This window comes from Yoonia sediminilitoris (assembly GCF_003058085.1).
GTDB classification, from domain to species: Bacteria; Pseudomonadota; Alphaproteobacteria; order Rhodobacterales; family Rhodobacteraceae; genus Yoonia; species Yoonia sediminilitoris.
Map to the genome: position 1 here is coordinate 5,368 of NZ_QBUD01000023.1, position 25,652 is coordinate 31,019.

Sequence of the window (25,652 nt, forward strand, 5' to 3'; positions counted from 1 at the left end):
ACGAAATAACAGGCGGCGGCCTTCTGGGCGACAATGGCGGTCCGGTGCAGACGATCGCGCTGAAGGCTGACGCGACAAACCCGGCGCTGGACGCGGCAGAGGCCATGATGGGCCCGGTTCTGGATGCGGCGGGCAATGTGCGTGTCGATCTTGTTGGCGTTGGCGGCGAGGCTTTCCAATTTGCGGACATGGGTGCGCTTGAACTGGTGTCCGGTTTCGACAGCGGTCTCGTTGTGACCACGCTCAGCGATGACGGAGATGCGTTTGACGGTCTGGTCAGCCTTCGCGAGGCGCTGGCCACCGCCCGTGCGCAAGACGGTGCCGATACAATTACCTTTGCAAGCAATCTGTTGGGTATGGGCCCTATTCTGCTGAACGGGTCAGAACTGTTCCTCCGAAGTGATGTGACCATTGATGGCGATATTGACGGTGACGATGTGGCCGACATTGCCATTGACGCAGGCGGTCAATCGCGCGTCATGACAGTGTTTTCAGGCAATACTGTGACGCTGGATAGTTTGATTTTGACTGGCGGATATGAGGGTACCGGATATGGTGGCGCAATCAGTAATGCCGGGTCTTTGCTGCTGATGAACAGTACGCTCAGCAATAATGTGGTCAGAAACGCCGGCGGTGCAATTTCCAATTTCGGCGCGCTGGAAGTCGCGAACAGCACGTTTTCCTATAATAGTGCTTTCGGTGCCGGTGGTGCAATTTACAGTGATGCCCAAGGCGGTGCCGGTGTGACAGTGACGAACAGCATATTCAGCGGAAATGACGCAGATTACGGCGGTGCGATCAACATCCATCAAGGCACGATGAATGTGACCAACAGCACCTTCGTCGGTAATTCCGCGGACGTAGACGGCGGTGGCATCTTGAACTACGGCGCGCTCGGCGTGAGCAACAGTACGTTTAGCAATAATAGAGGCGATCTGGGCGGCGGTATCGACAACCGTGGCGAATTAGAGGTCACTAACAGCACATTCAACAATAATTATGGCGCTGCTGCTGGTGGGATTTATAATTTCGCAGGCGATGATCTGCGCCCTGCCGGGATAGCGACGGTGTTCAACAGCATCCTTCTTGGAAACAACACGCGTACCAACAGTATTGAGATTTCCGAAAGCGTGACCGTAAATACGTCGATCACGGGTGCCAATGGCGAAACCGCAGTGGACGTGTTTGCGCAGTTGGATAACTCTGGAAACGCGATACTGGCCGACAATGGCGGTCCGGTGCAGACGATCGCGCTGAAGGCTGACGCGACAAACCCGGCGCTGGACGCGGGCGATGACACGGTGGCACCGACGACGGACGCCAGTGGCGCGGCCCGTGTTGATTTCAGGGATGATCTTGCCGGCAATGGCACAAACATAAGTGATCTTGGCGCGCTCGAGGCCCTTCGGAACAACCCGATCGGCAATAGCGATGCCAACATCATCAATGGTGACGATACAAACAACGTTCTGGTCGGGAATGGCGGTGACGACCAGCTCTCTGGGCTGGGCGGCGACGATGACCTGAATGGCGGCACCGGTGATGACGTCCTCTTGGGCGGCTCTGGGCAAGACATTCTGGTTGATGCTTTCGGGGCGAACCAATTGCGCGGTGGCGCGGACAACGACATTCTTGTTGCATTGTCGGGCAAGAACGCTCTGGACGGGGACGGCGGGAACGACCTGATCAGAGGGGGGATTGGTGCAGATTTCCTTGTTGGTGGGGATGGCAACGACGTACTGGTTGGCGACATCAGCGATTTTCTGTTTGGCAATGATGTGCTGATTGCAGGCCAAGGCGATGATCTTTTGCAGGGTGGCCGTGGCGCCGATGTCTTTGTGTTCAACGTCATGGAAGACACGAATACGATCGCGCGACTTGATATCGACTATGACAACATCGCCAACACATCGGCTATTGGCGTTGATTTTCAGGTCGGCATCGACCGCGTCGATGTATCAGGCTTTGGCTTCATGAGCGCAGCGGATGCCTACAGCCACGTCGTTGATAACGCCGACGGCCATGCGACACTGACCGACCAGGGAACGACAATCATCTTCTACGGCTTAGAGACGCTTGATCTATCCGCCGACAACTTTCTCACATTGGATATATGATCATGCGTAATACAGCTTTTACATTTCTTGCTTTGTCCAGCCTTGTTGCCTGTGGCGGGGGCGGCGGCGGCGGCGGCGGCGATGCGGACCCCTCTCAATTGCCACGATATGTTGATCTCGCGGACGCGACATCGACACAGACAAGCGGGCTGGTCAGCCATCAGCTAAACCCGGCAACGATCACTGTGGCTTTGCGTGAAGGTACGTTCATCCGCGCCGATAACAGTTTCACACTCGGTGATCTGGCCGGTCGTATCGATGCTGCGCGGAAAACTGTCACGCTCGACGGAGGTGGCACCATTACGCTGGAAGATGGCGACACAAGTTTTGTGGCGATGTACACCGCAGAGCCATTTGTGGGCAATCCAACTGTGGGCGTCGTTGGGGTTTCCACAGAAGCGCGCGACTTGCCGGTTTCTGGCTCCGTGTCCTACGCAGGCAGCAGCCAAATCGTGATTATTGACGGAAGCGCACTTTACGAGTTGCGTGGGTCCACCCAGGCCGCGGCCACTTTTCAAGATGGCGGCGGCGACGTGGATATCACTTTCGCGGACCTCAACGGCACCAGAAGTGGCCCGGGCGATCCAGCCGACGTGACGAACGTCGCGCGTATCCAGATTGACAATGCCATGATCGCGAACGGCGGTTTTACGGGTGGCACGGCGACGCTGACCAGCACGCAAATTACCACTACGCTGAGTGGATCCGAAGTTGTGACGACATCCGGGGGCTTTTACGGACCGCGCGCAGACGAGATTGGCGGCGTATTCGTGATCGATGACACGCAGGACGAAGGGTCGCTTTCTTTACAAGGCAGCTTTGTCGCGAATTGAATGCGTCCGGGTGGTAACAGATAAACCGCCGACCTGGCGAAGGCGCGTAAAATGAAAGTCCAGCGGGAGTGTCCTGAACTTTGTGTATCAGCCCCGGCCCATGCAGTATCAGATACTCAAGCGTCGAAGCACTCGCCGAACATATGGCGAACTGATTCCGGGCTGCAAACCATTCCCGGACGTTACGGCCATCTTTTTCGAAGTTGCGGATCGCGAGGTAGATCAACTTGGTTGCTGCCTCGTCAGTTGGGAATGACCCGCGCGTTTTGATCGATTTCCGGATCACCCGGTTCAGGTTTTCGATGGCATTCGTGGTGTAGATGATCTTGCGGATCGCCGGGTCGGAGGCGAAGAACGGGACCACCTCGGCCCATGCTCTGCGCCAGGCCGGGGCGATGAAGGCGTATTTACCGGCCCATTTTTCCCCGAAAGCATCCAGCTCTGTCTCAGCTGCTTCGGCGGTCGGGGCGCTGTAAATCCGGCGCAGGTCGGCGGCCACCACCTTTTGGTCCTTCCAGGAGCAGAAGTTCAGGCCATGGCGCACCAGATCCACGATGCAGGTCTGCACCATGGCCTCGGGGAAAGCAGCGGTGATGGCCTCAGGGAAGCCCTTGAGCCCATCCACGACGGCGATGAACACATCCTGCAGTCCGCGGTTCTTGCGTTCGTTCATCACCGAGAGCCAGAACTTTGCCCCTTCGTTCTCGGCAATCCACAGGCCCAGCACCTCGCGGCTGCCGTCGCGACTGACGCCCAGGGCCCACGTAAACGGCCTTGTTTTTGACGGTGCGGCTGTCGGCTATCGCGGATCTTCACCCTGAGCGCGTCGAAGATCACGATCGGATACATCCGGTCCAGCGCCCGGCTTTGCCATTCGCGGACCTCGTCGAGCACGGCATCGGTCACACGGCTGATCAGATCGGGCGAGACCTTCAGCCCATAGACCTCTTCAAGATGGGCGCGGATATCGCGGACACTCAGCCCGGCGGCGTAGAGCCCGACGATCTTGTCGTCCATGCCGTCGATCCGGGTCTGGCCCTTCTTAACCAACTCCTGCTCGAAGTTGCCGTCCCGGTCGCGCGGAACCGCAATCTGCATTTTCCCGTCTTGACCCTTCAGAACCGTCCCCGATGCGCCGTTACGGCGATTGGTTTGCCCCGCTGGCGTGTCGTTGCCTTCCAGTGGCAAACAGGACGCAGCGCTAAGGACGCAATTGCACCAAAGTCGCTATCCGCCCACCGCCCAGCAATCGGGGCTCAAAACGGACTTGCGGCGCTGCGGCGGTCTGAGCGATGACCCAAGCTTGGCACCTCTACGCTCGCGGCCAATTGCGGCCATTGGCTATCAGGTCCCTGCGCTGCAGTGCGGCCCACTAGACCGGCCATTCGCTGCAGGTGCATGATCCAGATATCGTGGAAGTAGTAGTCTGCGGACATTGCGGGCTTTCGCTGCCGCTGCGCCAAAGGCTGCTTTTCTAATGAGCACAGCCCCTCGATATGGAGCAACCTTTTATACGCACAAAAAAAAGTATGTTTTGGGCTAAGCCGAGGATAAATGTGAAACTCTAGAAATCATCAAAGTCCGGAACACTGCCAAGCCTCACTAGAAAACTTGGTGTCCCGACTTCGCCACTGTTCGGGCCCTCACTGACTATATATAAGCATCAGCACCAGCGCAATTCTCGGACTGGGCTTCCCGTTCGGCTCTGCTCTGGGCCTCTGACGCTGTTGAATATTGAAATTGCTTGCCAATCTTCAGGCTTGCTTGCCCGTCATTCGCGGAGTTCTGCTCGACATATGTCTGACAGATATAGTGAATTTTTGTTTCGCTCTCGTCTGAGTTCGACATGGGTAATTCCCTGGAGCTTTTGGTGGCGCTACTGAATCTTGAAAAGGAGCAGGCAGCAATAGTGTTGTCGCGTCGCAACCGTTTTGGGTAAGCCTGTCTTGTGGACTACCGCGACTTTTTTGCTGGCGTGTTCTGTTCCCTTTCGAGGCGCGCGTTACGGAGACGATTAATCTTGACTTGCCTCTGTTCAGATTCTTCGTCGACCATTTTTCGGACGATACGTGTTGTTTTATCCATCTGCGTTTCCGCTTTGGGAACTTGCGCTTTGAACGCGCTTGTTTTTGTTAGCTTGGCCAATGTTATTCTCCTCGATGGGTTAATATCCGAATGTCTAGTTGCCGTGTTTCATACCAATCCGAGATGCCCGCCTGTGCCCTGGATACCGCGCCGATGCCGTGTGGCCCCGTCATGCAGCAGTTTGATTTCGACGTCGGGGGCGGCCATGGCACGCATCAACGCGCTGTACTTCATCTGAAACCGCATTTCCGACCCGACGCGCAGCGTCGCATGTTTGGTGCCAATAACAATATGATCGCTTGTTGCGCCGATAAGTACATTTCCATCAGGCATTGAAAGCCCAAGAATGTCTGTGTCCTGATGCCCAATGGCGAGTATTCTCCGCGTGGTGTCTCCGGGGTTTGGCACAAGGCAAAGTTTTGCCAATTTGGCATCAGCAAAGCTGAGGGATGGGCGCACCGAATTTACGTCTGTCTCAACAACTTCGGCGACCAGTGTAAACGCATCCCTAAACATTCCGCCTATTTGATCTCCAGAGATCGGATCGCTGCCCAAAAGGATTGCTTCGCCGATCCGCAGATCGTTGATCCGACCAGTGGCATTTCCCTCTAGTGCCCAAGGCAGGTTTGCAGAGTTGCCGCCCGATACCGTCTGAAGAAACGGGCCACACTGCCCCTCAACGTTATTTGCAAGGGCAGATAGGGTTTGCATATTGGCTGCATTCGGCGCTATCCCGCTCAAACAAGCGAAGTTGGCCCCAATACCTTTCAGCGCAACACCGGGCATGTTTACCACTTGCAGTGCAATATCGCCAAGGTCTTTTGGCATGATCCCTTCGCGTCGGTCACCCATTTCGACCATCAGGATCACGCCGTGAACCTTGTTTTGACGGATTGCTGCAGCGGCCAGGGCCGCGATCACAGTCATCTCCGTGTTGTAGCTTGCCTCACAGACTCGCACGACATCATCGGCTTGGCTTAGCATTGGGGTGCGGATGAAGGTGATCGGACATGTAACCCCAGCTTTGCGTAACCTCTGCACATTGCTTAACCGTGCCTCTGCAAGGCCCGCAACGCCACTGTCAAGCATGGCCCTGGCGATGATTGGATGCCCACAAACCGCCTTGGTCACCCCAGTTACAGAGATACCTCGTGCATTCAAGCGCCCAACGATAGTTCTCGTGTTGTGACGTACCTTGCTCACATCGACTTCTATGCGGGGGCTGCTCATATCGCGGCCACGGGTGTCCCTTGCTGCAAGCCGGGATAGGCAGCAACAACCATGGCCAACAAATGTGCCGCTGGTCGGCTGAGTGCGTCAGTGACGGGTAGTCCAAGTCTTTCTCTTTGCGTTGTGATTGCATCTGTGATCTCGGCTTCTGACATGTCCTCGTGATTAAGTGTGACGCCGATAACATTGGTATCAGCAAATGCCTCGATCAACGCAATTTCGCTTGCAGGCGTGGGCATTAGCATGTTCGGGAAATCACATCGATGTGTGCGTTTTGGCGCGTGCTGAAGGATGACGGCGTCCGGTTGGCTGCCGCGCAAGATAAAGGCGGACGTACAGAACGCCGGATGACTTAAAGCACCTTGGCCTTCGATCAAAATGACATCAGGTTGCTCTGCCTCGGAGGCTGCAACAATCGCGCCCTCTAGTTCGCCACAGCAAAATTGCGGTGGTACAGCGTCCATGGCCACACCATATTTTGCGCCCTGCATCAAACCTGTTTGGCCCGTGCCAACAAGCACCGTCTTGATGCCTTTTGCGTTCAATGCACGCGCCAAAACCGTGGCTGTCGTGCGTTTTCCAATGGCGCAGTCGGTACCAAGAACAGCAATTCGGAGCGCATCAACAGTTGCGACACTGCCATCGAACAATCGCATGTCTTTGCTGGACTTTGGTTTGCGAATGTCGCGGATAGTGACGTTTCGTTCAAACGCTGCATCGGCAATTTCGGCGTCGTCACTCAGATATTCATGCAAGCCACTGACGATGTTCATGCCAAGATTGATCGCAATCAGAACTACGTCACGATCAGCAGTCGAAAGCCGTCCTGTAGAGGGTGCCATACCATAGATGAAGGTGTCGGGGATAACAGTTTCATTGACGACAGCAGCATTCAAGTTTTCGAAAATCGGTATGTGGTTCATTGCGTTATCAAGAACCTGACCACTGTCGTTGCCTTTGTGGCCGCTATCGATGACAGAAAGTATCCTGTAGGCCTGTGAATGACGCACGAGACCATTGGCGGTTTTGCCATCAATTTTGGCAAAGTTGCCCTCGCAATAGACAATCGCCGTTGGTGGCGACGTCGTCTCTGCGACGGATGTCGGTGGTGTTAGGGCGTCACGCGTTAGCGGCGGCGCTTGCGCACCTCTGACAGGACGACGGGTGGAGTCTACCGTTGGAAATTCGGTGTTCATAATATTTTCCTTTTGTTGGTCACGTTGAAGGTAACGCTGTGGTCGCCATCACGCGTTGAAGCCGTAGCTTTCGTGCCAAGTACTTAGTTACTGAGAACGCACAGGCCTTTGGACTTTTGAAAATTTCTGTTGCATTCCCAACGGTTTCCAGACCTATCCAGATGGGCGTTTGCGGGGATGACTATCGCTTCGCAGCTCGTACTAGAGGCTGCATATCCCCTCTCGCATTTCCATCCCTTGCCGTATGTTGAATCGTCAAAATATGCGTGGATTGGTATTACAACTGGCTCGCACCGACCGTCCTGTTCAAAAAACCCACGTTCGCATGTCCATGGTTGGCCATAGCGAGATCCGTTCAAATATGCGTTGATTGGAACCGCAACAGGTGTGCATAGGTCGCCCGTTTGCTCAAAACCACGTGCGCACTCCCACGCGGCCCCAAATGACGCGTCCACCAGGAAGCCGTTTTCGGGCACGATAACCTCTTGGCATGAATCATCGACTTTTAGAAAGCCGCGCAAGCAGTGCCAGCGTTCGCCCGAAGGGTCTAGAAACCCGCCATCAGGGACAACCACTGCGACACAAGAGGCTTCCTCCAACATGCGAAAGCCATGAAGACATTCCCATCCGGGTCCATAAGTGAGGTTCGTTTCGTATGCGTTTTCCGGCGCCGTGACAGCTGCACAGTCATCGCCACTGAGCCTATACCCGACGTTGCATTCCCATCCGTCACCATAGCGCTTTGCGCTGGCGTTTTCGGGCATGGATTGAGCGAATACAGGCATTGCAAACACAAGCAGAGCGAAGATAGGACCGACGCAAAAGACCCAAATCATTCGGGCGTCTGCCAACAATCGTGTCCCGCAAGCTGTTTGAGGCAATTGCAGCGTTGATTTTGAATTATGATCCATCCAACATAAGCCCCGCGAGACAGGCGTCTGCAAGGTCGCGGTTTGGCGTGTCTGAACCTGGATGGGTCGCCCAACCTGTTTCCATCATCGCATTGCGGCGGCTATAACGAGAGACATCCTGAAGAATTGCAAGTTTCGCAGTGCGTTGTGGATCAGTGGCTGACATGTTGAGGCATACTGGCACCATTGCCAACGTAACTTCATCAGCTGCTAGGTTCTTCGCCATTGTCTGGGCGTTGCCGCTCGTTATCCAGCCACCCCACGTAAAGCCGAGGAAAGAAACCGCGATCGCGCCACCCAAAGCACCGTAGATGCTGGGTTTCGTCCATTCCGGAAAAGTCATTTTTTGATCCTTTGACGGAGAAAGCGCCGCCTCACTGTATTTTGCGCGGACAAGATCTTGCGTCAGGGCCGTTTCCAAGTCGATTTAGTCGACAGGGCGCTGTTCATATCTGGTCGCTATTCACGAGCGTATCCGGCCGCCAAAACGGATCAATCCACCGCGTCGGCTGATCGATCGTGCGCGTTAACATCGGCAGCCTTCCCAAACATCAGATCCTTGCTACAAGACGTGACAGCTGAATTTTCATGATAGAAGGTTGTAGTTCGCTCCAGCAGGCGATGCGCCCTAGCCGCAGAAGACCACAACCTTTGTAGTAGTGAAGTAGTCACTTGGCGTAGGGATTACAACGTTAGAAGACTGAGTTCCGTTTTTAGACCGCCCATGCCCTTCGAGGGAAGGTGATTGGCAAGCCTTCTAGCAATCTGTTCAACAGTAATGTCACCTCGTTGTATGACTGCCGAGAGCCGACATTCACGTGAAACGCAGCATCGGTCGCTTTGGGCTCGAAGCCACCAAAAGCGTCCGGATCAGCAGCTCAGGATCAATCGATGGGCGGCCTGTGTGGCTGTAAAACTCGGACAGATACTGGCGGATGTCGCTCAGATCGACGAACCGGTCAATCGAACGCAGAAGATGATCTTGTGGAACGTGGTCTTCCAACGAGAACTCATAGAACAGCGCCGCCTGTGCTTCCTGCGTTGGTCCCAACATCCCAAATCCCTCCCCGCAGGACCAATTGAATCAGCTTCTTCGGCCTCGCTCAAGGAAGAGTTTTTCAACAAAACCCAATTTGACAGATGCCTTACGACGCAGAAAAAGTAGCGGCGAGCTAACAGTTGGCGTTCATCGCGTGCAAAATTATCAGACAGAAATCAGGCAGCACCTGCCGACGTCGCGTCACTGTTGGGATAAGTAATGGCTACGGTGAACGAACGTAGATGAGCGCCATCGAATCTTTTAGGACGATTGGCCCCCCGACATATTCGTCGCCGATTGATGGCGTACGCAGGACGAGACGCCAGTTCTTGCCCTCAATACCTGGCACGGGTAGTGACAAAGGCTCCAGCTCTTCGGTCGGCTTTCCCTCGAGATGAGCGACAGAGAAGACCTGCTCGCCGTCAGGGCCATGGCGCAGTGATGCGAATACCGTGCGTCCGTTGATCGGATGGATATAGTCAAATTGATCCTTGGGCCCGTAGTTATTGGCTAGCCAAGGGCGTTCGCGTCGGAATTCACGCGTGGCATGGCAGAACTGGATCTGCGCAGGGTCCAATGAAGACAATGCATTGGAAATATTGCAATATTCGTGCATGTCATCCATCCAGGCCCGTGCAATCACCTTCAGGCTGGCGACGGTAAAATCCGGCCCCGCCAAAGGCGGTTCTGCGACGCTCAGAAGTCGGGCGATTTCGTCAAGATCATAGTCTGTGACCTCGACCAACGCTGGCAGGAAATCCATAAAGCGCACAAGCTCTTCGCGTGTTTCGAACCCCAGTTCCTTAAGTCGTCGAAAGTTTGCGGGGACAAGGTAACTGTATTCATCAACTTGCCATTTGAGACTGATAGCTTCTTCTGCGACAACCTTGACCCCATATTGGTCATCTTGATTGCGAATGAACCCCCAGGAAGAGCGTGCCATGGCGTTCAGGAAATCCATTGGAACACCAGGCATTGCGACATAGGTCAGCACATGCACAGCCGGATTGTCATAGGCTTTGTCGAGGATCTCCATACGTGTGCCGCCCAAGCGCGTATTGACGTTCAGCTTCGGGCTGACTTGCGTACCGCGCCGAAGAGTATCGTGGTTCGATGTCCCAGAAATCCAATTCGCACCATTTTCAATAATCTCGCGAATACGCCAGAATTTCGACAACCAGAATGTATAGAGAAACGGCGTATTATGGGCGAACGTCAGCGGGCCCCATTGAAAGACATCATCATCACGCTGGTTTTCGACGACGGCGCGATAAGTTGAGCTTAGTTCCCAGTCTTCATCCGGCCACGGCCGCCCGTCTTCGAATATGAACCAAGGCCGATATTGGGTACCGGCAACATCTTGGACGACATCTGCCATGGATTGCAGATAGTCGTCATCGTGCCGCAAGGTTTGATGGGCGTTGTCCCACCATTTGAAGTCCTGAGCTCCGTCGACACGCACGCCATCGGCACCAAAATTGACCTTGCGCCGCTGCATTTCCAGAAGGATCGCCCTGACAGAAGGATTCTGGTAGTCAAGATTTTGCCCGTACATGTTCGGACCCGCAAAAAAATGATTGTTCAGAGCACGAAGCCCCTGATTATCGGAGTGCCCGAAAACCACATCGAAGATCAGCTTTTTCGCCTTTGACGGAAAGTTATGCAGAACCGCAGCAAGATCAATCAGCTCATCGGGCCGCCCCGTTTCCAAAAGCACCGGGTTCACTGTCGACATGCCAGCAATCACAACGTCGTAGCCCCAGTTCGTGGTGTCGGGACGTAAGGCTGAGACGCTCAACTGCTCGTTTGTGGCGTCGGCCTCTTGCCAGAAATCTGGACCTGTTTCGTAAACCGTCGTTGGTTCCAATGGGAGAAGCTGGACGGCGTCATACCCCAGAAAGAGCTGATCTGCGGGTTCCAGTGGCAAGTCTTTTGTCACCCGATCATCGATACGCTGATAGTGACGGGTCAGGCTTGCCAGCGTGCCGCCTGCGGTCGCTGTCGGCACATGGATCTGCAGGATGTTGATTGATGGATCAAATTTGTGCGGCGCGTCTTTTTTGAGCAACGCATAGTAGTCCGCGTCCTTGCGGTTCGCCTGCATCGCCTGCACATCATATAATTCTGCCGGTGCCATTGCACCAAATGGCAGCGACATGGCGAGCGGATCCAGGATGCGTTGCCAGTTGCCATGCGCATCGCGCCAAGACAGGGCATAGAAATCGCCAATTGTATCGCGTGTACCGGCGCGCAACCCGGTGACTGCGGTAAAGCAATGCGCGCCCTCACGCACAACCGGTATCCAAGCGCGTTCAAAGACGAGGTCTTGATGGGAAACAGTCAAATCAACTGGGGTCGTAGGCGACAATACTTCCAGAAATATATCGCCTTGTGGCACGCGCTCATCCAAGAGTTCAGGGGTCCAGAAACCAAAGACTGCGGTGTCGCCTTCGACACGTCCACCAAGGTTTCGTGCAATTACTTGCTCGGCAGCAAACGTTGTTGTCGCAGTAGCATAGGCCTGTCGCGCTGCCTCTGCCTCGGCAGCGGCTGTCGTCGTATCGAATTTGATTCTGTCCCTGAGGGGCATTGCGTCACCGTATTTAAGTTCTTTTGAATTGGTCAGCCAAGTTTGACCTCGGCCAATGTGCAATTTGGACCAGTGGTCAGCGATCTTGAACGAGAAAGATCGTCGAAAGTGGCGGTAGGTAGACTTCAGCGCTGGCGGCCTGACCATGACTGCGTGCCGGTTCTGCTGTGACCTTGCCCATGTTGCCGCGTCCGCCACCGCCATAGATTTCAGCATCCGTGTTCAGCGCTTCGCGCCAATCACCGGCAAAAGGCAGACCAATCCGGTAACCGGGCTGTTCGACCGGTGTCATGTTGCTGATGACGACAACATTGGGTTCGTCCGCGTTTCCGCGACGCAGCCACGCGAACACGGATCGGGTATCATCATTAGCTTCGATCCACTGAAAGCCCTGGGGGTCATAGTCCAAAGCGTGAAGAGCGGGAACCGCGCGATAAAGCGTATTCAGATCACGCACCAGCCGCTTGACCCCGCCATGGCGATGATCATCAAGTGCGGCCCAGTCCAGTTCGGTATCGTGGTTCCACTCTGCTTTCTGGGCAAATTCCTGTCCCATGAACAATAGCTTCTTGCCGGGTTGTCCCCACATGAACCCATAGTAGGCGCGCAGGTTCGCGAACTTTTCGTCAGTTTGGCCGGGCATCTTGCTCAGCATCGAGCCTTTGCCGTGGACGACTTCGTCATGGCTTATCGGAAGAATGAAATTTTCGGAAAACGCATAAGTTATTCCAAAAGTCATCTCATCATGGTGGTATTTGCGGTGCACCGGATCCTGCCTCATGTATTCAAGCGTGTCGTTCATCCAGCCCATGTTCCACTTGAAACCAAACCCAAGACCATTCTGGTCGACTGGCGCGGATACACCCGGATAAGCGGTGCTTTCTTCGGCGACTGTCATGATGCCGGGATGCGCGCCATAAGTGGCTGCATTCAATTCCTGCATCATCGCAATGGCTTCGTAATTCTCACGTCCGCCATCTTTGTTGGGCACCCATTCACCGGCTTTGCGCGAATAATCGCGGTATAGCATTGAGGCCACAGCATCTACGCGGAGACCATCCGCATGATATTCCTCAAGCCAATAAAGTGCGTTGGAAACAAGGTAATTTTTGACCTCGGTCCGGCCGTAGTTGAAAATCAGTGTGTTCCAATCCTGATGAAACCCTTCGCGCGGATCACCATGTTCATAGAGAGCTGTGCCATCGAATTGGCCTAGGCCGTGCGCGTCGGTAGGGAAATGCCCTGGAACCCAATCGAGCAGCACACCCATCCCCTTGTTGTGGGCCGCGTCAACAAGATCTCGAAATTCATGTGGTGGGCCATGTCGAACGGTTGGTGCATAAAGTCCAACGGGTTGATATCCCCATGATCCGTCAAAGGGATATTCACTGATGGGCATCAGTTCAATATGGGTGAATCCCATCTCGGACGCATAGTCCACTAGCTCTTTGGCTGCTTCCTTGTAGGAAATCGCACGCCCGTCGGTCTTTCGCCGCCAAGACGCAAGATGCACCTCGTAAACTGAAATTGGTGCGGTACGTACGTTGCGGGCCGCACGGGATTTCATCCAGTCACTGTCGGACCAACCGTAGCCTCTGATGTCGCGCACCACTGATGCATTTCTAGGAGGGTGCTGCGAGCCAAACCCAACGGGATCAGCCTTCAGGGGTTGCAGTTCGCCCTGCGCATTCACAATCTCAAACTTATATGCTTCGCCTTCGGCAATGCCGGGAATGAAAATTTCCCAAACGCCCGTCGCTCCGCGCCTGCGCATCAGATGTCTGCGACCATCCCACAGATTAAAGCTGCCGACGACCGAAACACGGCGTGCATTGGGCGCCCATACTGCAAAATGGGTACCTTCGGTGCCCTCATGACGTATGACGTGCGCTCCAAGAGTTTTCCAAAGCTTGTAGTGTTTACCCTCGCCCATCAGGTATTCGTCCATCTCTCCAAGGACTGGCGCGAAGCTATATGGGTCATCATATGTCCAAGTATCGCCAGCCTCAGATGTGGCAACAAGTTTGTAAGAGCCATCGCCTTCCACGGGGCCAGAAAAGAGACCTTCTGAAGGTGAGATTGAATTTAATTCGTACTCACTGCCGTTGATGTCCAACCTGGCTTTGAGCTTTTGGGCTCCAGGCATCAGCGTTGTTACATGCCGTTCTCCACCCTTGTCATGGGGTCCTAAAACTGTGAACGGATCTGCTGTGTTTCCATTCATCAAACCCTGCATGAGATCTAGAGATGCTTTGGCTTCTAACGATTTTTTAGTTTTGGTCATAGTTTTAACGTTAGGAACTGCTGGCTGGACATCAACACGCTCAGGGCTAATCGCACAGTATTTGTGCATCTAGACCGATTTAGGGGCGATGGCAGAACTATTGTCCGCGCAATTCTTGGCCAATGCCAGTTAGGACCGAAAGAAGACCTCATAGCCACGCCGATATCAAAGTCTGGAAAACGCTGACAGCGAAGGCGCTCAACGCCGCGATGCCCCGCATTCTGGCCGGACTACTGGATGCGGTATCGGGCGCACTGGCAGAGATAGGCTCTACGCGACTCTCAGAGCTGCCTAGGATGACGGGCAGTATCGCCAGAAAGACGACGCTTGCCAGCTTCAAGGAATTCTTTCGACCAACTTTAATACAGGCTCTCGGCAATGCCCTCATGGCGGCACAGTTCGGCAATGCTGTCCTCACCCTTCAGGCCGTCCAGCACAATCCTGATTTTCTCTTCGGCCGAATACTGTTTGCGTGTGGCACGACGGATGTCTTTGACAATCTTCTCGCCGTGGCTCTGTTTGGTTCCGGGTTTCTGTCTCATCTCCATTCCAAGGTTGTTACGATGTGCCAGAAACCCTCTCTTATCTATTCACCCTAAACTGTCCCATTGGTGCTGACGTCAGACAATCCGAGACGGTGTCAATGACCACGCGCCGGCTAAAGCGCGTGGGTTTGGCCGCAGGCCGCCATCATGAAATCACTTGGTCTGTCACTTGATGAACCAAGAATTCCTTATCTGCTTGCCACTTCTGAAAGCGACCAGCTCGTTATCGCTTACCTTGACAAGACGGAAGCAGGCACTGTCCGTGCCCCAGTCTTCGCACCATTGGTCACCGTCCACAAACCACTTCGACGTCGACGGTTCTCCATCCCAAATCACTTCGATGGTCCCGTTGGTTCCCCCGGCGCTATAGGTCTGTTGCCATTCGGTTTCATTGTCCTGTGACGACACACCATAGAGCGTCGCACCCGGAATGGTCGCAAGCAAACCTTCCTGGGTCATGAAAGAACGGGTTGTCGGTGCGTCCGTCGTCCCAGTGTCTTGCATGCATCCGGCAAGCGCGAGAGCTGCTAATCCGAGAAAAATACTGTTCTTCATTTGATAGCCTTTGTTTGTAAGAAAATTTTAATACGCAAGTACAACAATGAATTATCCGGGTTTCAAGCGCAATATGAGATGCGGAGACGCAAACGGCTGCTCTCGGTCCCATCAGATTAAAATCACTCTATGCGTCTTTGAACGCATGAACTACGTCTAACAGACACGATCAAGCTGTCGTGCGCCACAAGCCACGTCTGCTCAACGATAATGGCACCTGCTACATCTCCGGCGATCTGGCCGAATGGCTTGAGGGGCAAAAAATGGATCACGTTCGTGGAGCACCGTTCCCCCCCCCGGACCAAGGCAAAATCGAACGCTGGCACCAAACCATGAAGAACCGCGTTCTGCTGGAAAACTACTAGCCGAAGGCGCCAGCGACAGTGCATTGGCCATCATCATATGGCTCACTGTGGCGAAAAACCCGACGCCGATCAGCCAGAGCCACACAACGCCTTCGGGCCAAACCGGATCAAGTGACTCGGACCCCGTCGCCACTGCCGCAGGCCAGTCACAGATCACGCCACAGGCCGGTCGGCAGGACCAGCTGAATCCTCCCCAGTTTGCCGCCAGCGATGGCGGGGAGAATTGGCGCTGCGTGGCAAGCGGTCATGGCCAGCGCCGGACGCAGGAAGGGCAGCGGGTCGCCCATAGCGGGGCATTACGGCATGTCGGCGCGATTAATGTCATGGGACGCGATCTGCCTGCTTTGCACCCACGCCACAGCGATTGTCTGGTCACGGTGCGCCGGAGAAACGACTAGCCGCTGACAAACACCCAAATCCAGATCAACCCGAACAACACTGGCTGGTGGATAAGGTATACCGCGAGGCTGTGCCTACCTGCCCAGCCCAGACACCATTGGAAATTACCCGTCATTGTTGCCCGAGGCTGCCAGATTTTGCCAATGGCGATCCCTGCGAGGAAAGGTGCCAGCCAAGGCACGAGTGGGAGATAGTCAAGAGCGGGACGGACCTTAGTGCTTATACCGGTGAAGCCCCACCATACGGAATTCAGGGGATGAAAGCCTGACTGGTGCAACTTAACGACGCCAACAGCCGCCACCGCCGCAAAGATCGCTGGCAGGCGCAAGAACATAAGCCCAATAAGGCTACACACGGCGATGCTATGAAGGATGCCGAAGTAGATGAAAACTTCAGGAAATCCGATGTAGGTGACGACAGTTATCAGCAGGGCAGCCACCACGATCTTGACCAGCCTTGGCCAGAATGCCGGCCAGTTAGTCGTTTCCCTGTGTCCCAGAACAAGACTAACGCCAGCCAGAAAAAGAAAACTGCCGGCGACTAGACGTGCAAGATAGTACCACATACCAGACGAGGTGACCCCGGCTGGCCAGATGCCGAACATCTCGAGGTCCCGCGCGAAGTGAAAAACAATCATGCCGATCAGGGCAATCGTACGACCCTGATCGACAATTTGAACGCGAGCGCCGCTCACGGGGTCAGAGCGTACCTTCGTTGGTGAGCGATGTGATGCCCGCAGTTGTACCGTCGCTGTAACCGATGCAACTCCATCGCGCCCGCTGTGGGCCAACGCCAACAATCACTTCTGTGCCGGCTTGAGAAAAAGTTGACCCAAGCAGCACAACGTCTGCGTTGTTGGTGACCCCTGTCACGTCCCTGAGGCATGCTTGTTCTGCAACGGAAGGTATTCCACCCGAGGACGCATTGCCTGCTGACTCCTCCACACAACCGGAAAGTAGCGCTGCCGAAAAACCGACAACAGCCAGATGGCGAACTGTCATGACTGAAATAGACATCTAGCAATCCTCCGCTGGCAGCATGGTCACGTCAGAGTAGCGTCCATCTGCAGTTGTAATCCGCGCACAGGCACCGGTTGATGCATTGAACCACCATGTCGTCAGCCCTTCAGACCGGATGGGAGAATACCCCAGATTCATCAGGCCACCCTCAGCCTGGCCTGCCCGAGCACCTTCGAACGATGTCACGTCGGTCGAACTTCCGACAGTAGGTGCGCTGACAGTAGGTGCGCTGGTAGCCATGGGTGCACTTTCTTCAACGCAAGCGCCGAGCGCGACAAGGCCAAATGCAGCGACGGAAATTTTGAATGCAGTACTCATGATAGTTAAGTCTCCCCTCAGTCTGTTTTTGGTTTGGTTAGTCTATACCGATAATAATATTGTAGTTGGCGGAAGCATTGGTCCGGTTGATCACTTCAATCACGTGATCGCCCGACTGCCACAGCTGGCCACGGTATTCGCGATTGCTCGTCATCTGGTCGACCAGGAATGACCCATCCGGGTTGAAAATCTGATAGCTGATTGGCGGGCCTTGTGGTGCGACGCGCACATAGAGGTTCTGCCCGTTGTTCGCGCCAATCAGATAGCGCCGGCTGTCTCCGGGCGCGAGCGTTCCAGTTAATTCCGCACCAGAGGTACCGGGCGCAAAGCTGACACGCTCTCCGCCTGCTCCACTGTTAGGCACGGTCGCGGGCAATTGGACCGCGGCACCTGTGCCTTCGACGAGAAAATCTCCGGCCGCCCATCCGACATCACCCGGGTCGGCTAATGTGGCGACATTACACCAGCGTCGCCCTTCGGCCATGCGGCAGCCAAGGTTGCGGACGTTTTGACCGTTGGATAGCCGAGCAACGGTCGACGCGCCGGTTGAAGGTGCGCTGCGAAGATTGAGCGACCCGCCGCCCGCAACGGCCACGGCAAAGAAGTCCGGCCCACCGGCAAGCCCGTCAGCGAAGTCGCCCTGAACAACGGCGCCCGTCGCGCCGGTGACCGAGATATCCATCGTGAAGTTCGATTGTTCGTTTCGACGTGCAGCGCTGCGCATCATATACACCGAAATCGTATACTCACCCGATAGTCCGAGCGTACCGGTCCAGGCATTTGGTGGATCTGTGAACTGTCCAACGACCAATGCTTCGTCACCAGGACCGCGACCAGGCTCATAGACATTGAAATAGGTCGCGAGATTTGAGGCATCCATACGGACACTCATGGTCTGGCCTGCTTCTGCGCCAACACTGTAGAGAACTGAATCGTAACCGATGATCGTGTCACTCAACGTGGTGCCTGTGGTCCCCGCTGCAAAGCTGACGGTGACCTCACGAACCTCGTCTGCTGAAGCGACTGTGCCGACCATGCAAAGCGTAAAGGCAACAGTATGCAGAATGCGTTTCATCAAATCCCCCCATCGAAATCCTTTAAGATATGCTCTCAAGGTAGGGAAAGTGAGCAACCGGTCAAGAAAATTTGGCTATCGCGGGTGTCCAGTTGCTCAGCTGTTCATTGGACAGTAATGCCCGCGTGCAGACTCAATGACCGGCAGTTTGAGCTGCGCCATAGCCCCAATTATTCTTTACTTTCTATCAGTTAGGACACGCTACGCACCGCCAGCTGATCCTGGCGGTTTCACCAATTGCACAAGGTCGGAGAGCACGAGGTACGTTGTGATCACTGTCGGCAGAAACACAATAAGAATTCCAAGAATCAGCACCCAGAACACGATCGCCCGCATGATTGGAGAGGCATAATCTGCGTGGACGAACTCAAGTCGGAAGATATCAATCGAAAAATCTGGCAAGAGCTCATGAACGGTTTCCCACCAATCCGCGCGATTGGGACCCTCCGCAGTGAGGCCCGCCAAGATCTCCTTCGGACTATAGTGGCCTTCTACACCGTTGCCTTGCTTCTTGGTGGCCCGAGAAAGTCCGACAAGCAAGCTCCATAGGCCTTCGCGAAATCGCTTGGGAAAGCGGAAACGACGCTCGCTAGTATCCACCGAAAGATCAGTGCCCCGCGAGCAGCGCGAGTACTCCTCCAGCGTCAGGCGCAGGCTGCCTTCGATTGCGTTGTTCGTCTTGGTTCTTTCTTTCAAAGAAATGAACCCGTTATATCCTTCGTGTGATGTAATCTGGAGTGGACTAAAAAGGGAGAAGAGCGCAACGGCGATCCCGATCACCACAAGGCCGAGATAGAAGATATCGAAACGTGCTAGCGCAAGCGACTCGAGGATTGGATTTGGATGCCAGTTCTCGGACATCTCCAGAAATGGCTGCAATGGTTCGTTGTGCAGGATGATGAAGGCAGCAAAAGGAGCAGCAATCGTCAACTTTGCAGTTCTGCCACCCGCCAAGCGAGCAAGGTTTGACCAGCGCGTCATCTCATTGAATTTTGACATGAGTGATACGTCCCCCTCCACAACAGCTTAGCCAAGTTTTGAACACGAGCAACCGAGAGGGTTTCTGGCCGCGCGAGCAGGAAATTTCGGTCGCTGCCTCAATCTGCAAAGCCATAGGCTCTCGAGAAATTTAGAAGATGCCAATTGCGTCATGGACCTGAGAGCCTCATCTCAATTTCGAACCCGCAACAAATTTCAACACGCTGCAGAGCAAGGTCCGGCTTAGGCTGACAATTGTCCCCGCTGAGCCGCGGCTTGAAAGTCCGCTTCTCTAATTGGGTGTTTGGGTCAAGCTCATTTTCCTTCTTTCTTTTAGGTCAAGGTCACTCATCCGGGTCACGCTTTTCTTCGCAATCTGGTTGATGCCATGATGGCACCGCCGCAAGCATATGTGGGATCGGCAGTGGAGAGCCTTGCTCTGAGACGCGCTTCTGGTTGCGCAACAGACATTTTCGGCTTCTTCCACGAACCTCTCCGGTGAGGGACGACCCCGTTCGGATTGGGTGGGTGGCGTTTTAGTTCATGCCATGACTCCCACCTGATCCTGACGGAATTCAGTGCCATCTGTCCACATCCGGTGGATCAAGACGGCGAGTTTGCGTGCGACCGCGACAACTGCGCGACGACGACCTTTGGTGCGCATCAGGCCCATTCCCCAAGGTTTTATCTGGACCCGGTCTCGGTTCGCGTGAGCAAAGCGTTGGCGGCAGCATACAAAGTTGCCCGGACTTCACTGTCGTCAGCCTTTGATATTCGGCCAGGATTGTCGTGTTCAGCCGCCGTCAGATCGGTCGCAGCATTTTGACTGTCAGGTGCCGCCAGCCCCGTAAGGATCGGCCCAGAGACGACCTTTGAGTAACCTACAGCGAATGACTGGCACGAGCCCGAAGCGGACTAGTTGATCATGGACTAATCGTTTCAAATTCGGCTGACCCGGCCCGCTGCCCAGTTCGTTCGGGAAACATGGTAGACGTCAAGGTCGCACTCTTTCAAACCTCGCCTGAATGAGTCGCCGACCATCGCGTTGATTTCTGCCTCGGCGACATCAGCTCGATCAGGGTGCTGTTTCGCACCGGCGAGCAAAGCCGCCAGCGTATCGGTCTCGTCCGCGACGCCAGCACTCACGAGCAGACCGGATTTGAACGGTGCCTGAAAAAGAAGTGACCTGAAATCTAGGCAGACACCATCCTGCAGCCTCCAGATCTCGTAGTCCAGCACATCTCGTCCCAATTGCTGATCAGGCAGGAACTCGTCGAAGCGCATCGTGCCGCTGTGCGTCATACCGAGTTTCAGGGCAACCGCAGAAGAGCCGGGGTTGAGTGGCCCGAAGATTACGGCGTCGATCTCGTCACAGATATTTTCATCAAAAGCCCATTCGATCATTGCCGATGCCGCTTCCGTTGCCAGACCGCCGCCCCAGAAGGGTCGCGAAAACCCGTAAAGGATCTCTGGTGTAGGGCCGTGCGACGTCGAGATCAGTCCGCACCACCCGATGACCGGCCCTGGCGGAGCACCCTCCGAAAGCCCATCGCGGAGCGCCCAGACACCATATCCCAAGGTATCCCACGTGGAATTGTGCCATGCGATCCGCTGACGGGCGCATTCCAGACACTGCTCTGGCGTCGTAGCTTTTGCCATGATGCTCCGTGTCACTTCCGGATCGGACAGGACATGAGCAAATGCTGGAGCATCTTGCTCTGTGAAACGCGAGAACTCGAGACGCTTAGAACTTGGCGATGATACTGAAGGCTTTGCTTCCATACTCCAAGGGTAGCCTACTGAGTGGTTTCTGACGAGATGTAAGAAATGGCGCCTAACTCCGCGAAGCAGGGGCTCATTGAGTTCCTGCATGCTGCCACGCAGCGAAAGGCGGCAAGGTCCCGATACTGTTGGAAAAATCTTTGCTGCATCTGCAAATTTTCAAAATCAGAAAACTGGTCTTCTCTAACCGAAATATACTGATAAATGCCGATGAAATCGTACAGAACCGGTATACTGTTCTGCTAGATTAGACTCGAATGACCGATATCAGAGTTTTTCAACAGAATAAGCCCAAATCGAACGTCGACATCGGAGTACTCTCCCACTTTCATTCCGCAAAAGTGAACATGGTATTGCGCTGATGGGAGCGACACCCCAGCCCGCGGCGAGGGTGACCGGGGATTTCGTTCAGCAATTCGCGCAGTCTTTTACTAGAAGACTACCGCTACGCTGTTTGAGCAAGTCGACGTTCCCGCCTCGCACGCTTCATAGAGGTATGTCCCGCCACCTTTGCCGCCGATGGGGTCTGAATATGCGCCGTTGTTGGGCTCGGTCGTAATCAATGAGCCGTCACGGTAAATGTCAACCTCAATGCCCAATGCGCCATCCCAGGTGAGATCGGCGTACTTTGTGCCGCGAAGCTTGTAACCCGATGCGTAAAGGTTAATGCTCCCCGAGACCGGTTCCTGATAAGTAATCGAGAACTGAGCCGCCGCGAGAGACTGGTTTTGGGCCAGGTCTTCGGCGGCACCTGAAGAAATGTCGACCGTCATTATTGTGCCGTTGGCCACCGGTGAGAAATTCACAGTCAAGTCATAGACGCTGTCGCCGTCGCTACCCGTAAAAGAAGAGATAACGCCGTTTGCCACCTGGATGTCCTCATCTACAAAGCCGTTAATCGGTTCGCCGAAGTCGATTGTGAATGGCACGGAGGTCTGGCTCGTTGTGTCACCAGACGTAGATGAAATAACGGGTGTCGGCGGTGTCAGGTCAGGACCTGACGTGCCTGAGATAGTCGCTGCCGCAAGCGTGTTTCTAAGGAGTGGTTCTTTGATCCCATCGGGCGAGATGTCGACATAATCCGTGCCATAATCTGAATATAGAAGTTCGATTTCAATTGCGGCGACATCTTCGGCCGTGAGCGGTGCGCCGTACCCACTTGCGATTACGGCTGCTGCTCCGGCGACATGAGGTGCCGCCATCGAAGTGCCGAGGTTTAGTTCTATGCCGCCGCCGTTCTTGGTCGAAAGGATGCACACGCCGGGTGCCGCGACGTCGATTACTGAACCGTAGTTCGAGAAACTGGCCAATTCGTCATCAGGGCCAGAATACCCGAAGGGTCCGCCCAGAGAACACAAGTTGCCGCCAGCGCCGCCCGGCAACCCGTCATAGTCGGCGATGGCTGATACAGTAATCGCGCGTGGCACGCGCGCGGGTGTATAGCCTGCGGCGTCGGCGCCATTGTTGCCGGCAGCGACCACCACGACAATGCCAGCATCGACCGCGGCATTAACCGCTTGCTCATAAGGGTCGTTGGCAGGATCGACAACAGGACCCGTGAGGCTCATATTCATAACCTCGACTTCGGCGCCAGCGTTCTGAATGACCCAATCGATCCCCGCGATAACAACCGAGTCGGGGCATTGTCCTTGGTTGTTGCAGACCTTGACGGCCCAAAGCCGCGCTCCAGGCGCCATGCCCACTACGTCTTGTCCGTTATCGAGCGCGCCGATGGTTCCGGCAACATGCGTGCCATGCCCTTCATCGTCGTCGCCGTCTTCCCCCGACTGCGAGCAAACATAGTTTGGTCTGCGTCTATTGCCGATGTTCACCAGACAGTTCACGCCGTCGAAAACGTCCAAGTCGGTGTGCTGACGGTCGATGCCGGAATCGAGTACGGCCACATCCACGTCAACACGCAAATCGTCGACCCCATCAATATTAAGCGAGGCGTTGGTGGAGGCCAGTGTCCGATCAAGCCCTGTGGGTATCGTCTGCTGCACAATTTGTCGCACGCCCTCGGGCGCAACAATCGATATGCGAGGGTCTGATGACAGCACCGCCGCCGCCCCAGCAGGAAGCGAGATAGAAAAACCGCCGACGGCACGGTAGACAAAACCGACATCGCCACCGAAACGCTGCGAAACTTCGGTTGCAACATCCGCCGGACCGCTGGCAGCTTGGCCGTTTAACATTACGATGTAGTTTTGTGTCTCTACGCCCTGTGCTGCGGCTGCTCCAGCCAGCATACAAGCCGAAACCACGACATGTGCGAATTGGCTAGCCGTCCTTTTCACTTTCTCGTCTCCAGTGTTCCTATCTGATTCCTTCATGCTAATCGGGGAGCCGCTGACCCGCATAGAGAATTTCTTGAAACAGTTTGTTGAAGAGCTACCGGGATGCCGTCGTAAGAATTCAAATTCGGCTCTGCCAGGTCGGTGCTCCGGTATCGGACACCAACTTTTCGGTGTTTCTTGCCCGCCAAGCTTTTCGCCTTTTTCCCGTCATCAACCTTTGTACCGCAACAATAGCTGCCGTTCCTACAAATTAGCAACTTAAGACTCAACTTGGCGAGCAGGCTCAGAAAGCATTTTCTTTGCTGGTGCTTTTGAGTGTCCAGATAGTCCGCATCCCGGTCATTGCCCTGCTTTGAGCCAGTGTCTGCTCACGATCAGAAACTGGAAGCGACGCACAGTGCTGTTCAGAGGTCTAGAGCCCACTGTCTATCTCGCCTGCAATTGTTCCTCGTCATCGCCCTTAGCGATGGGTTGTGACGATACGGTGTTTGGCTTCAGAGCCTTGCGATACTGTGCGTCGATTGAACCGGCCCGGAATTCTTGCGGCCTTCTCCGGCTGTCGTCTTTTCAGTTCAGGAACTCGTCCGCCGGATCGTCGCCCGCATTATTGGTCATGCTGGATTAGATGTGTCGCTGCGGACGTGCGCGCTTTGTATCGTCGATACCAAACCGGGGCGCGTTGCCCAAACACTTGCCCCGTGTCGAAGAAATCATCACGCCCGAGAGCACGACATGCGATTGTGGCTGTGATCGGCATGTGATCGGCGAAGATACCAGCGAGCGGCTAGATATCATCCCGGCCCAGTTCCGTGTGATCGTCACCCGCCGTCCAAAGTATGCCTGCCGGTCCTGTGAGAGTGGCGTCGTTCAGGCCCCCGCAGTCTCACGCCTGATCGAGAGCGGCCTGCCGACCGAGGCGACGGTCGCCAGTGTCATCGTTGCCAAGTTCGCGGATCATCTGCCGCTGTATCGACAAGCTCAAATCTATGCGCGGCAGGGTGTCGATCTCGATCGCTCCACACTGGCGGCATGGGTGGGCAAGGCCGCTTATGAACTGGCCCCCGTTTACGACGCTCTGATGGCCGACCTAAAGAGATCCACCAAGGTCTTCATGGATGAAACGGTCGCTCCGGTGCTCGACCCCGGCAAGGGCAAGTTGAAGAAGGGATACTTCTGGGCCCTGGCCCGAGATGACCGACCATGGAATGGAGGTGATCCACCCGGCGTGGCGTTCACATATGCGCCGGGGCGATCTGGCAAACATGCGGTGGATATTCTGAAGGGCTTTGACGGCATCCTTCAGGTCGATGGCTATACCGGCTACAACCGGGTGATTGACCCAAAACGGCAAGTCAAGATCCGGCTCGCCTACTGCTGGGCGCATGCCCGTCGCAAGCTGTTCGAGCTGACCAAAAACAGCGCAGCGCCGATTGCGCAGGAAGGGCTCAGGCAGATCACGGCTCTTTATCGCGTCGAGACACAAATCCGCAGCTTGCCTGCATCCCAGAGGCTGGCCGTCCGGCAAGACAAATCCGCTCCGATGGTCGCAAACTTCAAGAACTGGCTGGAACAGGCCAGAGCGTAGGTCTCAGCCAAATCCCCAACTGGCGAGGCGCTCAAATACATCGCAAAATACCGGGACGGGCTGATCCTGTTCCTCACCGACGGACGGATCGAGATGGACAACAACACCGTCGAACGCACCATCCGGCCCATCGCCGTCGGTCGCAAGAACAGCCTATTCGCCGGTCACGATGCCGGGGCCCAAAACTGGGCCGTCCTGGCCTCCCTCATAGAAACCTGCAAACTAAATGGAATCGAGCCGCACAGCTACCTGACCTGGACTCTCACCGCCATCGTGAATGGGCATCGGCAAAGCCAGATCGGTGAACTCCTGCCTTGCACTACGCACAAACCGCGTGATCGGAACACCGCTTACAGCTAACTTCTGATGATTGGGACTCGAGAATGCTTACCTCCACTCGCCTAAGGTTCGAAAACCTCGCGCACATACATTGGTATAACGATGACCGC

General features: G+C 55.0%; 18 protein-coding genes and 5 pseudogenes. 5 read left to right on the forward strand and 18 right to left on the reverse strand.

Going from position 1 to position 25,652, the window contains the following annotated elements:
* Positions 1-2,117: calcium-binding protein (locus C8N45_RS21755; RefSeq protein WP_281259224.1), on the forward strand; the 2,117-nt coding region annotated here is incomplete at its 5' end.
* 2 nt (positions 2,118-2,119) lie between these two features.
* The gene (locus tag C8N45_RS21760; protein ID WP_168769557.1) at positions 2,120-2,950 is read left to right on the forward strand and encodes a transferrin-binding protein-like solute binding protein; all 831 of its coding nucleotides are present in this window, start codon (positions 2,120-2,122) and stop codon (positions 2,948-2,950) included.
* A 116-nt stretch (positions 2,951-3,066) separates the two neighbouring features.
* On the opposite strand, the pseudogene C8N45_RS21765 reads toward C8N45_RS21760, so the two are convergent.
* The 10 genes and pseudogenes from C8N45_RS21765 to C8N45_RS21815 all read right to left on the reverse strand — a co-directional run.
* Positions 3,067-4,129, reverse strand: a pseudogene (locus tag C8N45_RS21765) (IS256 family transposase); the annotation flags it as partial.
* 774 nt (positions 4,130-4,903) lie between these two features.
* Positions 4,904-5,095: a hypothetical protein gene (locus C8N45_RS23070; protein ID WP_114427879.1), complete on the reverse strand. Its 192-nt coding sequence runs from the start codon at positions 5,093-5,095 to the stop codon at positions 4,904-4,906.
* Between the two features lie 48 nt (positions 5,096-5,143).
* Positions 5,144-6,265: an alanine/ornithine racemase family PLP-dependent enzyme gene (locus C8N45_RS21775; protein ID WP_108388969.1), complete on the reverse strand. Its 1,122-nt coding sequence runs from the start codon at positions 6,263-6,265 to the stop codon at positions 5,144-5,146.
* Positions 6,262-7,461 carry an N-acetyltransferase DgcN family protein gene (locus C8N45_RS21780; protein ID WP_108388971.1) on the reverse strand — a complete coding sequence of 400 codons (1,200 nt, stop codon included), beginning with the start codon at positions 7,459-7,461 and terminating at the stop codon, positions 6,262-6,264. Before C8N45_RS21780 ends, C8N45_RS21775 begins: the two co-directional genes overlap by 4 nt.
* Before the next feature lie 900 nt (positions 7,462-8,361).
* Positions 8,362-8,715 (reverse strand): hypothetical protein, encoded by a 354-nt coding sequence (locus C8N45_RS21790; RefSeq protein WP_108388993.1) that lies wholly within the window; start codon positions 8,713-8,715, stop codon positions 8,362-8,364.
* 510 nt (positions 8,716-9,225) lie between these two features.
* Positions 9,226-9,426, reverse strand: a pseudogene (locus C8N45_RS21795) (transposase); the annotation flags it as partial.
* Between the two features lie 208 nt (positions 9,427-9,634).
* Complete coding sequence (gene gghA, locus C8N45_RS21800) at positions 9,635-12,001, reverse strand: glucosylglycerol hydrolase (protein WP_108388975.1); 2,367 nt, start codon at positions 11,999-12,001, stop codon at positions 9,635-9,637.
* A gap of 76 nt (positions 12,002-12,077) precedes the next feature.
* On the reverse strand, positions 12,078-14,237 hold the full coding sequence (gene glgB / locus C8N45_RS21805) for a 1,4-alpha-glucan branching protein GlgB (protein ID WP_108388977.1): 2,160 nt from the start codon (positions 14,235-14,237) through the stop codon (positions 12,078-12,080).
* A 347-nt stretch (positions 14,238-14,584) separates the two neighbouring features.
* Positions 14,585-14,827 (reverse strand): annotated as a pseudogene (locus C8N45_RS21810) (transposase); the annotation flags it as partial.
* Positions 14,828-14,995: 168 nt separating this feature from the next.
* Positions 14,996-15,385 (reverse strand): hypothetical protein, encoded by a 390-nt coding sequence (locus tag C8N45_RS21815; protein WP_133176035.1) that lies wholly within the window; start codon positions 15,383-15,385, stop codon positions 14,996-14,998.
* A gap of 167 nt (positions 15,386-15,552) precedes the next feature.
* Here C8N45_RS21815 and C8N45_RS21820 point away from each other — a divergent pair.
* A pseudogene (locus C8N45_RS21820) lies at positions 15,553-15,747 on the forward strand (IS3 family transposase); the annotation flags it as partial.
* A 26-nt stretch (positions 15,748-15,773) separates the two neighbouring features.
* Positions 15,774-16,148: a hypothetical protein gene (locus C8N45_RS24190; RefSeq protein ID WP_168769559.1), complete on the forward strand. Its 375-nt coding sequence runs from the start codon at positions 15,774-15,776 to the stop codon at positions 16,146-16,148.
* Here C8N45_RS24190 and C8N45_RS21830 read toward each other — a convergent pair.
* From C8N45_RS21830 to C8N45_RS21865, 8 genes are all read right to left on the reverse strand, one after another.
* Positions 16,145-16,843, reverse strand: a complete 699-nt coding sequence (locus C8N45_RS21830; RefSeq protein ID WP_245882807.1) for a heparan-alpha-glucosaminide N-acetyltransferase — start codon at positions 16,841-16,843, stop codon at positions 16,145-16,147. The genes C8N45_RS24190 and C8N45_RS21830 overlap by 4 nt on opposite strands.
* A 4-nt stretch (positions 16,844-16,847) precedes the next feature.
* Positions 16,848-17,165: a hypothetical protein gene (locus tag C8N45_RS21835; protein ID WP_245882809.1), complete on the reverse strand. Its 318-nt coding sequence runs from the start codon at positions 17,163-17,165 to the stop codon at positions 16,848-16,850.
* The gene (locus C8N45_RS21840; protein ID WP_108388983.1) at positions 17,166-17,486 is read right to left on the reverse strand and encodes a hypothetical protein; all 321 of its coding nucleotides are present in this window, start codon (positions 17,484-17,486) and stop codon (positions 17,166-17,168) included.
* A gap of 37 nt (positions 17,487-17,523) precedes the next feature.
* Positions 17,524-18,561, reverse strand: coding sequence for an SH3 domain-containing protein (locus C8N45_RS21845; RefSeq protein WP_108388985.1), 1,038 nt, complete (start codon positions 18,559-18,561; stop codon positions 17,524-17,526).
* 201 nt (positions 18,562-18,762) lie between these two features.
* Complete coding sequence (locus C8N45_RS21850) at positions 18,763-19,560, reverse strand: hypothetical protein (RefSeq protein ID WP_108388987.1); 798 nt, start codon at positions 19,558-19,560, stop codon at positions 18,763-18,765.
* A gap of 520 nt (positions 19,561-20,080) precedes the next feature.
* Complete coding sequence (locus tag C8N45_RS23980) at positions 20,081-20,203, reverse strand: hypothetical protein (RefSeq protein WP_258793371.1); 123 nt, start codon at positions 20,201-20,203, stop codon at positions 20,081-20,083.
* Positions 20,204-20,478: 275 nt separating this feature from the next.
* Positions 20,479-21,411 (reverse strand): GNAT family N-acetyltransferase, encoded by a 933-nt coding sequence (locus tag C8N45_RS21860; protein ID WP_108388989.1) that lies wholly within the window; start codon positions 21,409-21,411, stop codon positions 20,479-20,481.
* A 341-nt stretch (positions 21,412-21,752) separates the two neighbouring features.
* Positions 21,753-23,570 (reverse strand): S8 family serine peptidase, encoded by a 1,818-nt coding sequence (locus tag C8N45_RS21865; protein ID WP_168769561.1) that lies wholly within the window; start codon positions 23,568-23,570, stop codon positions 21,753-21,755.
* Positions 23,571-24,282: 712 nt separating this feature from the next.
* On the opposite strand from C8N45_RS21865, the pseudogene tnpC reads away from it, so the two are divergent.
* Positions 24,283-25,563 (forward strand): annotated as a pseudogene (tnpC, locus tag C8N45_RS21870) (IS66 family transposase); the annotation flags it as partial.
* Between the last annotated feature and the right edge of the window lie 89 nt (positions 25,564-25,652).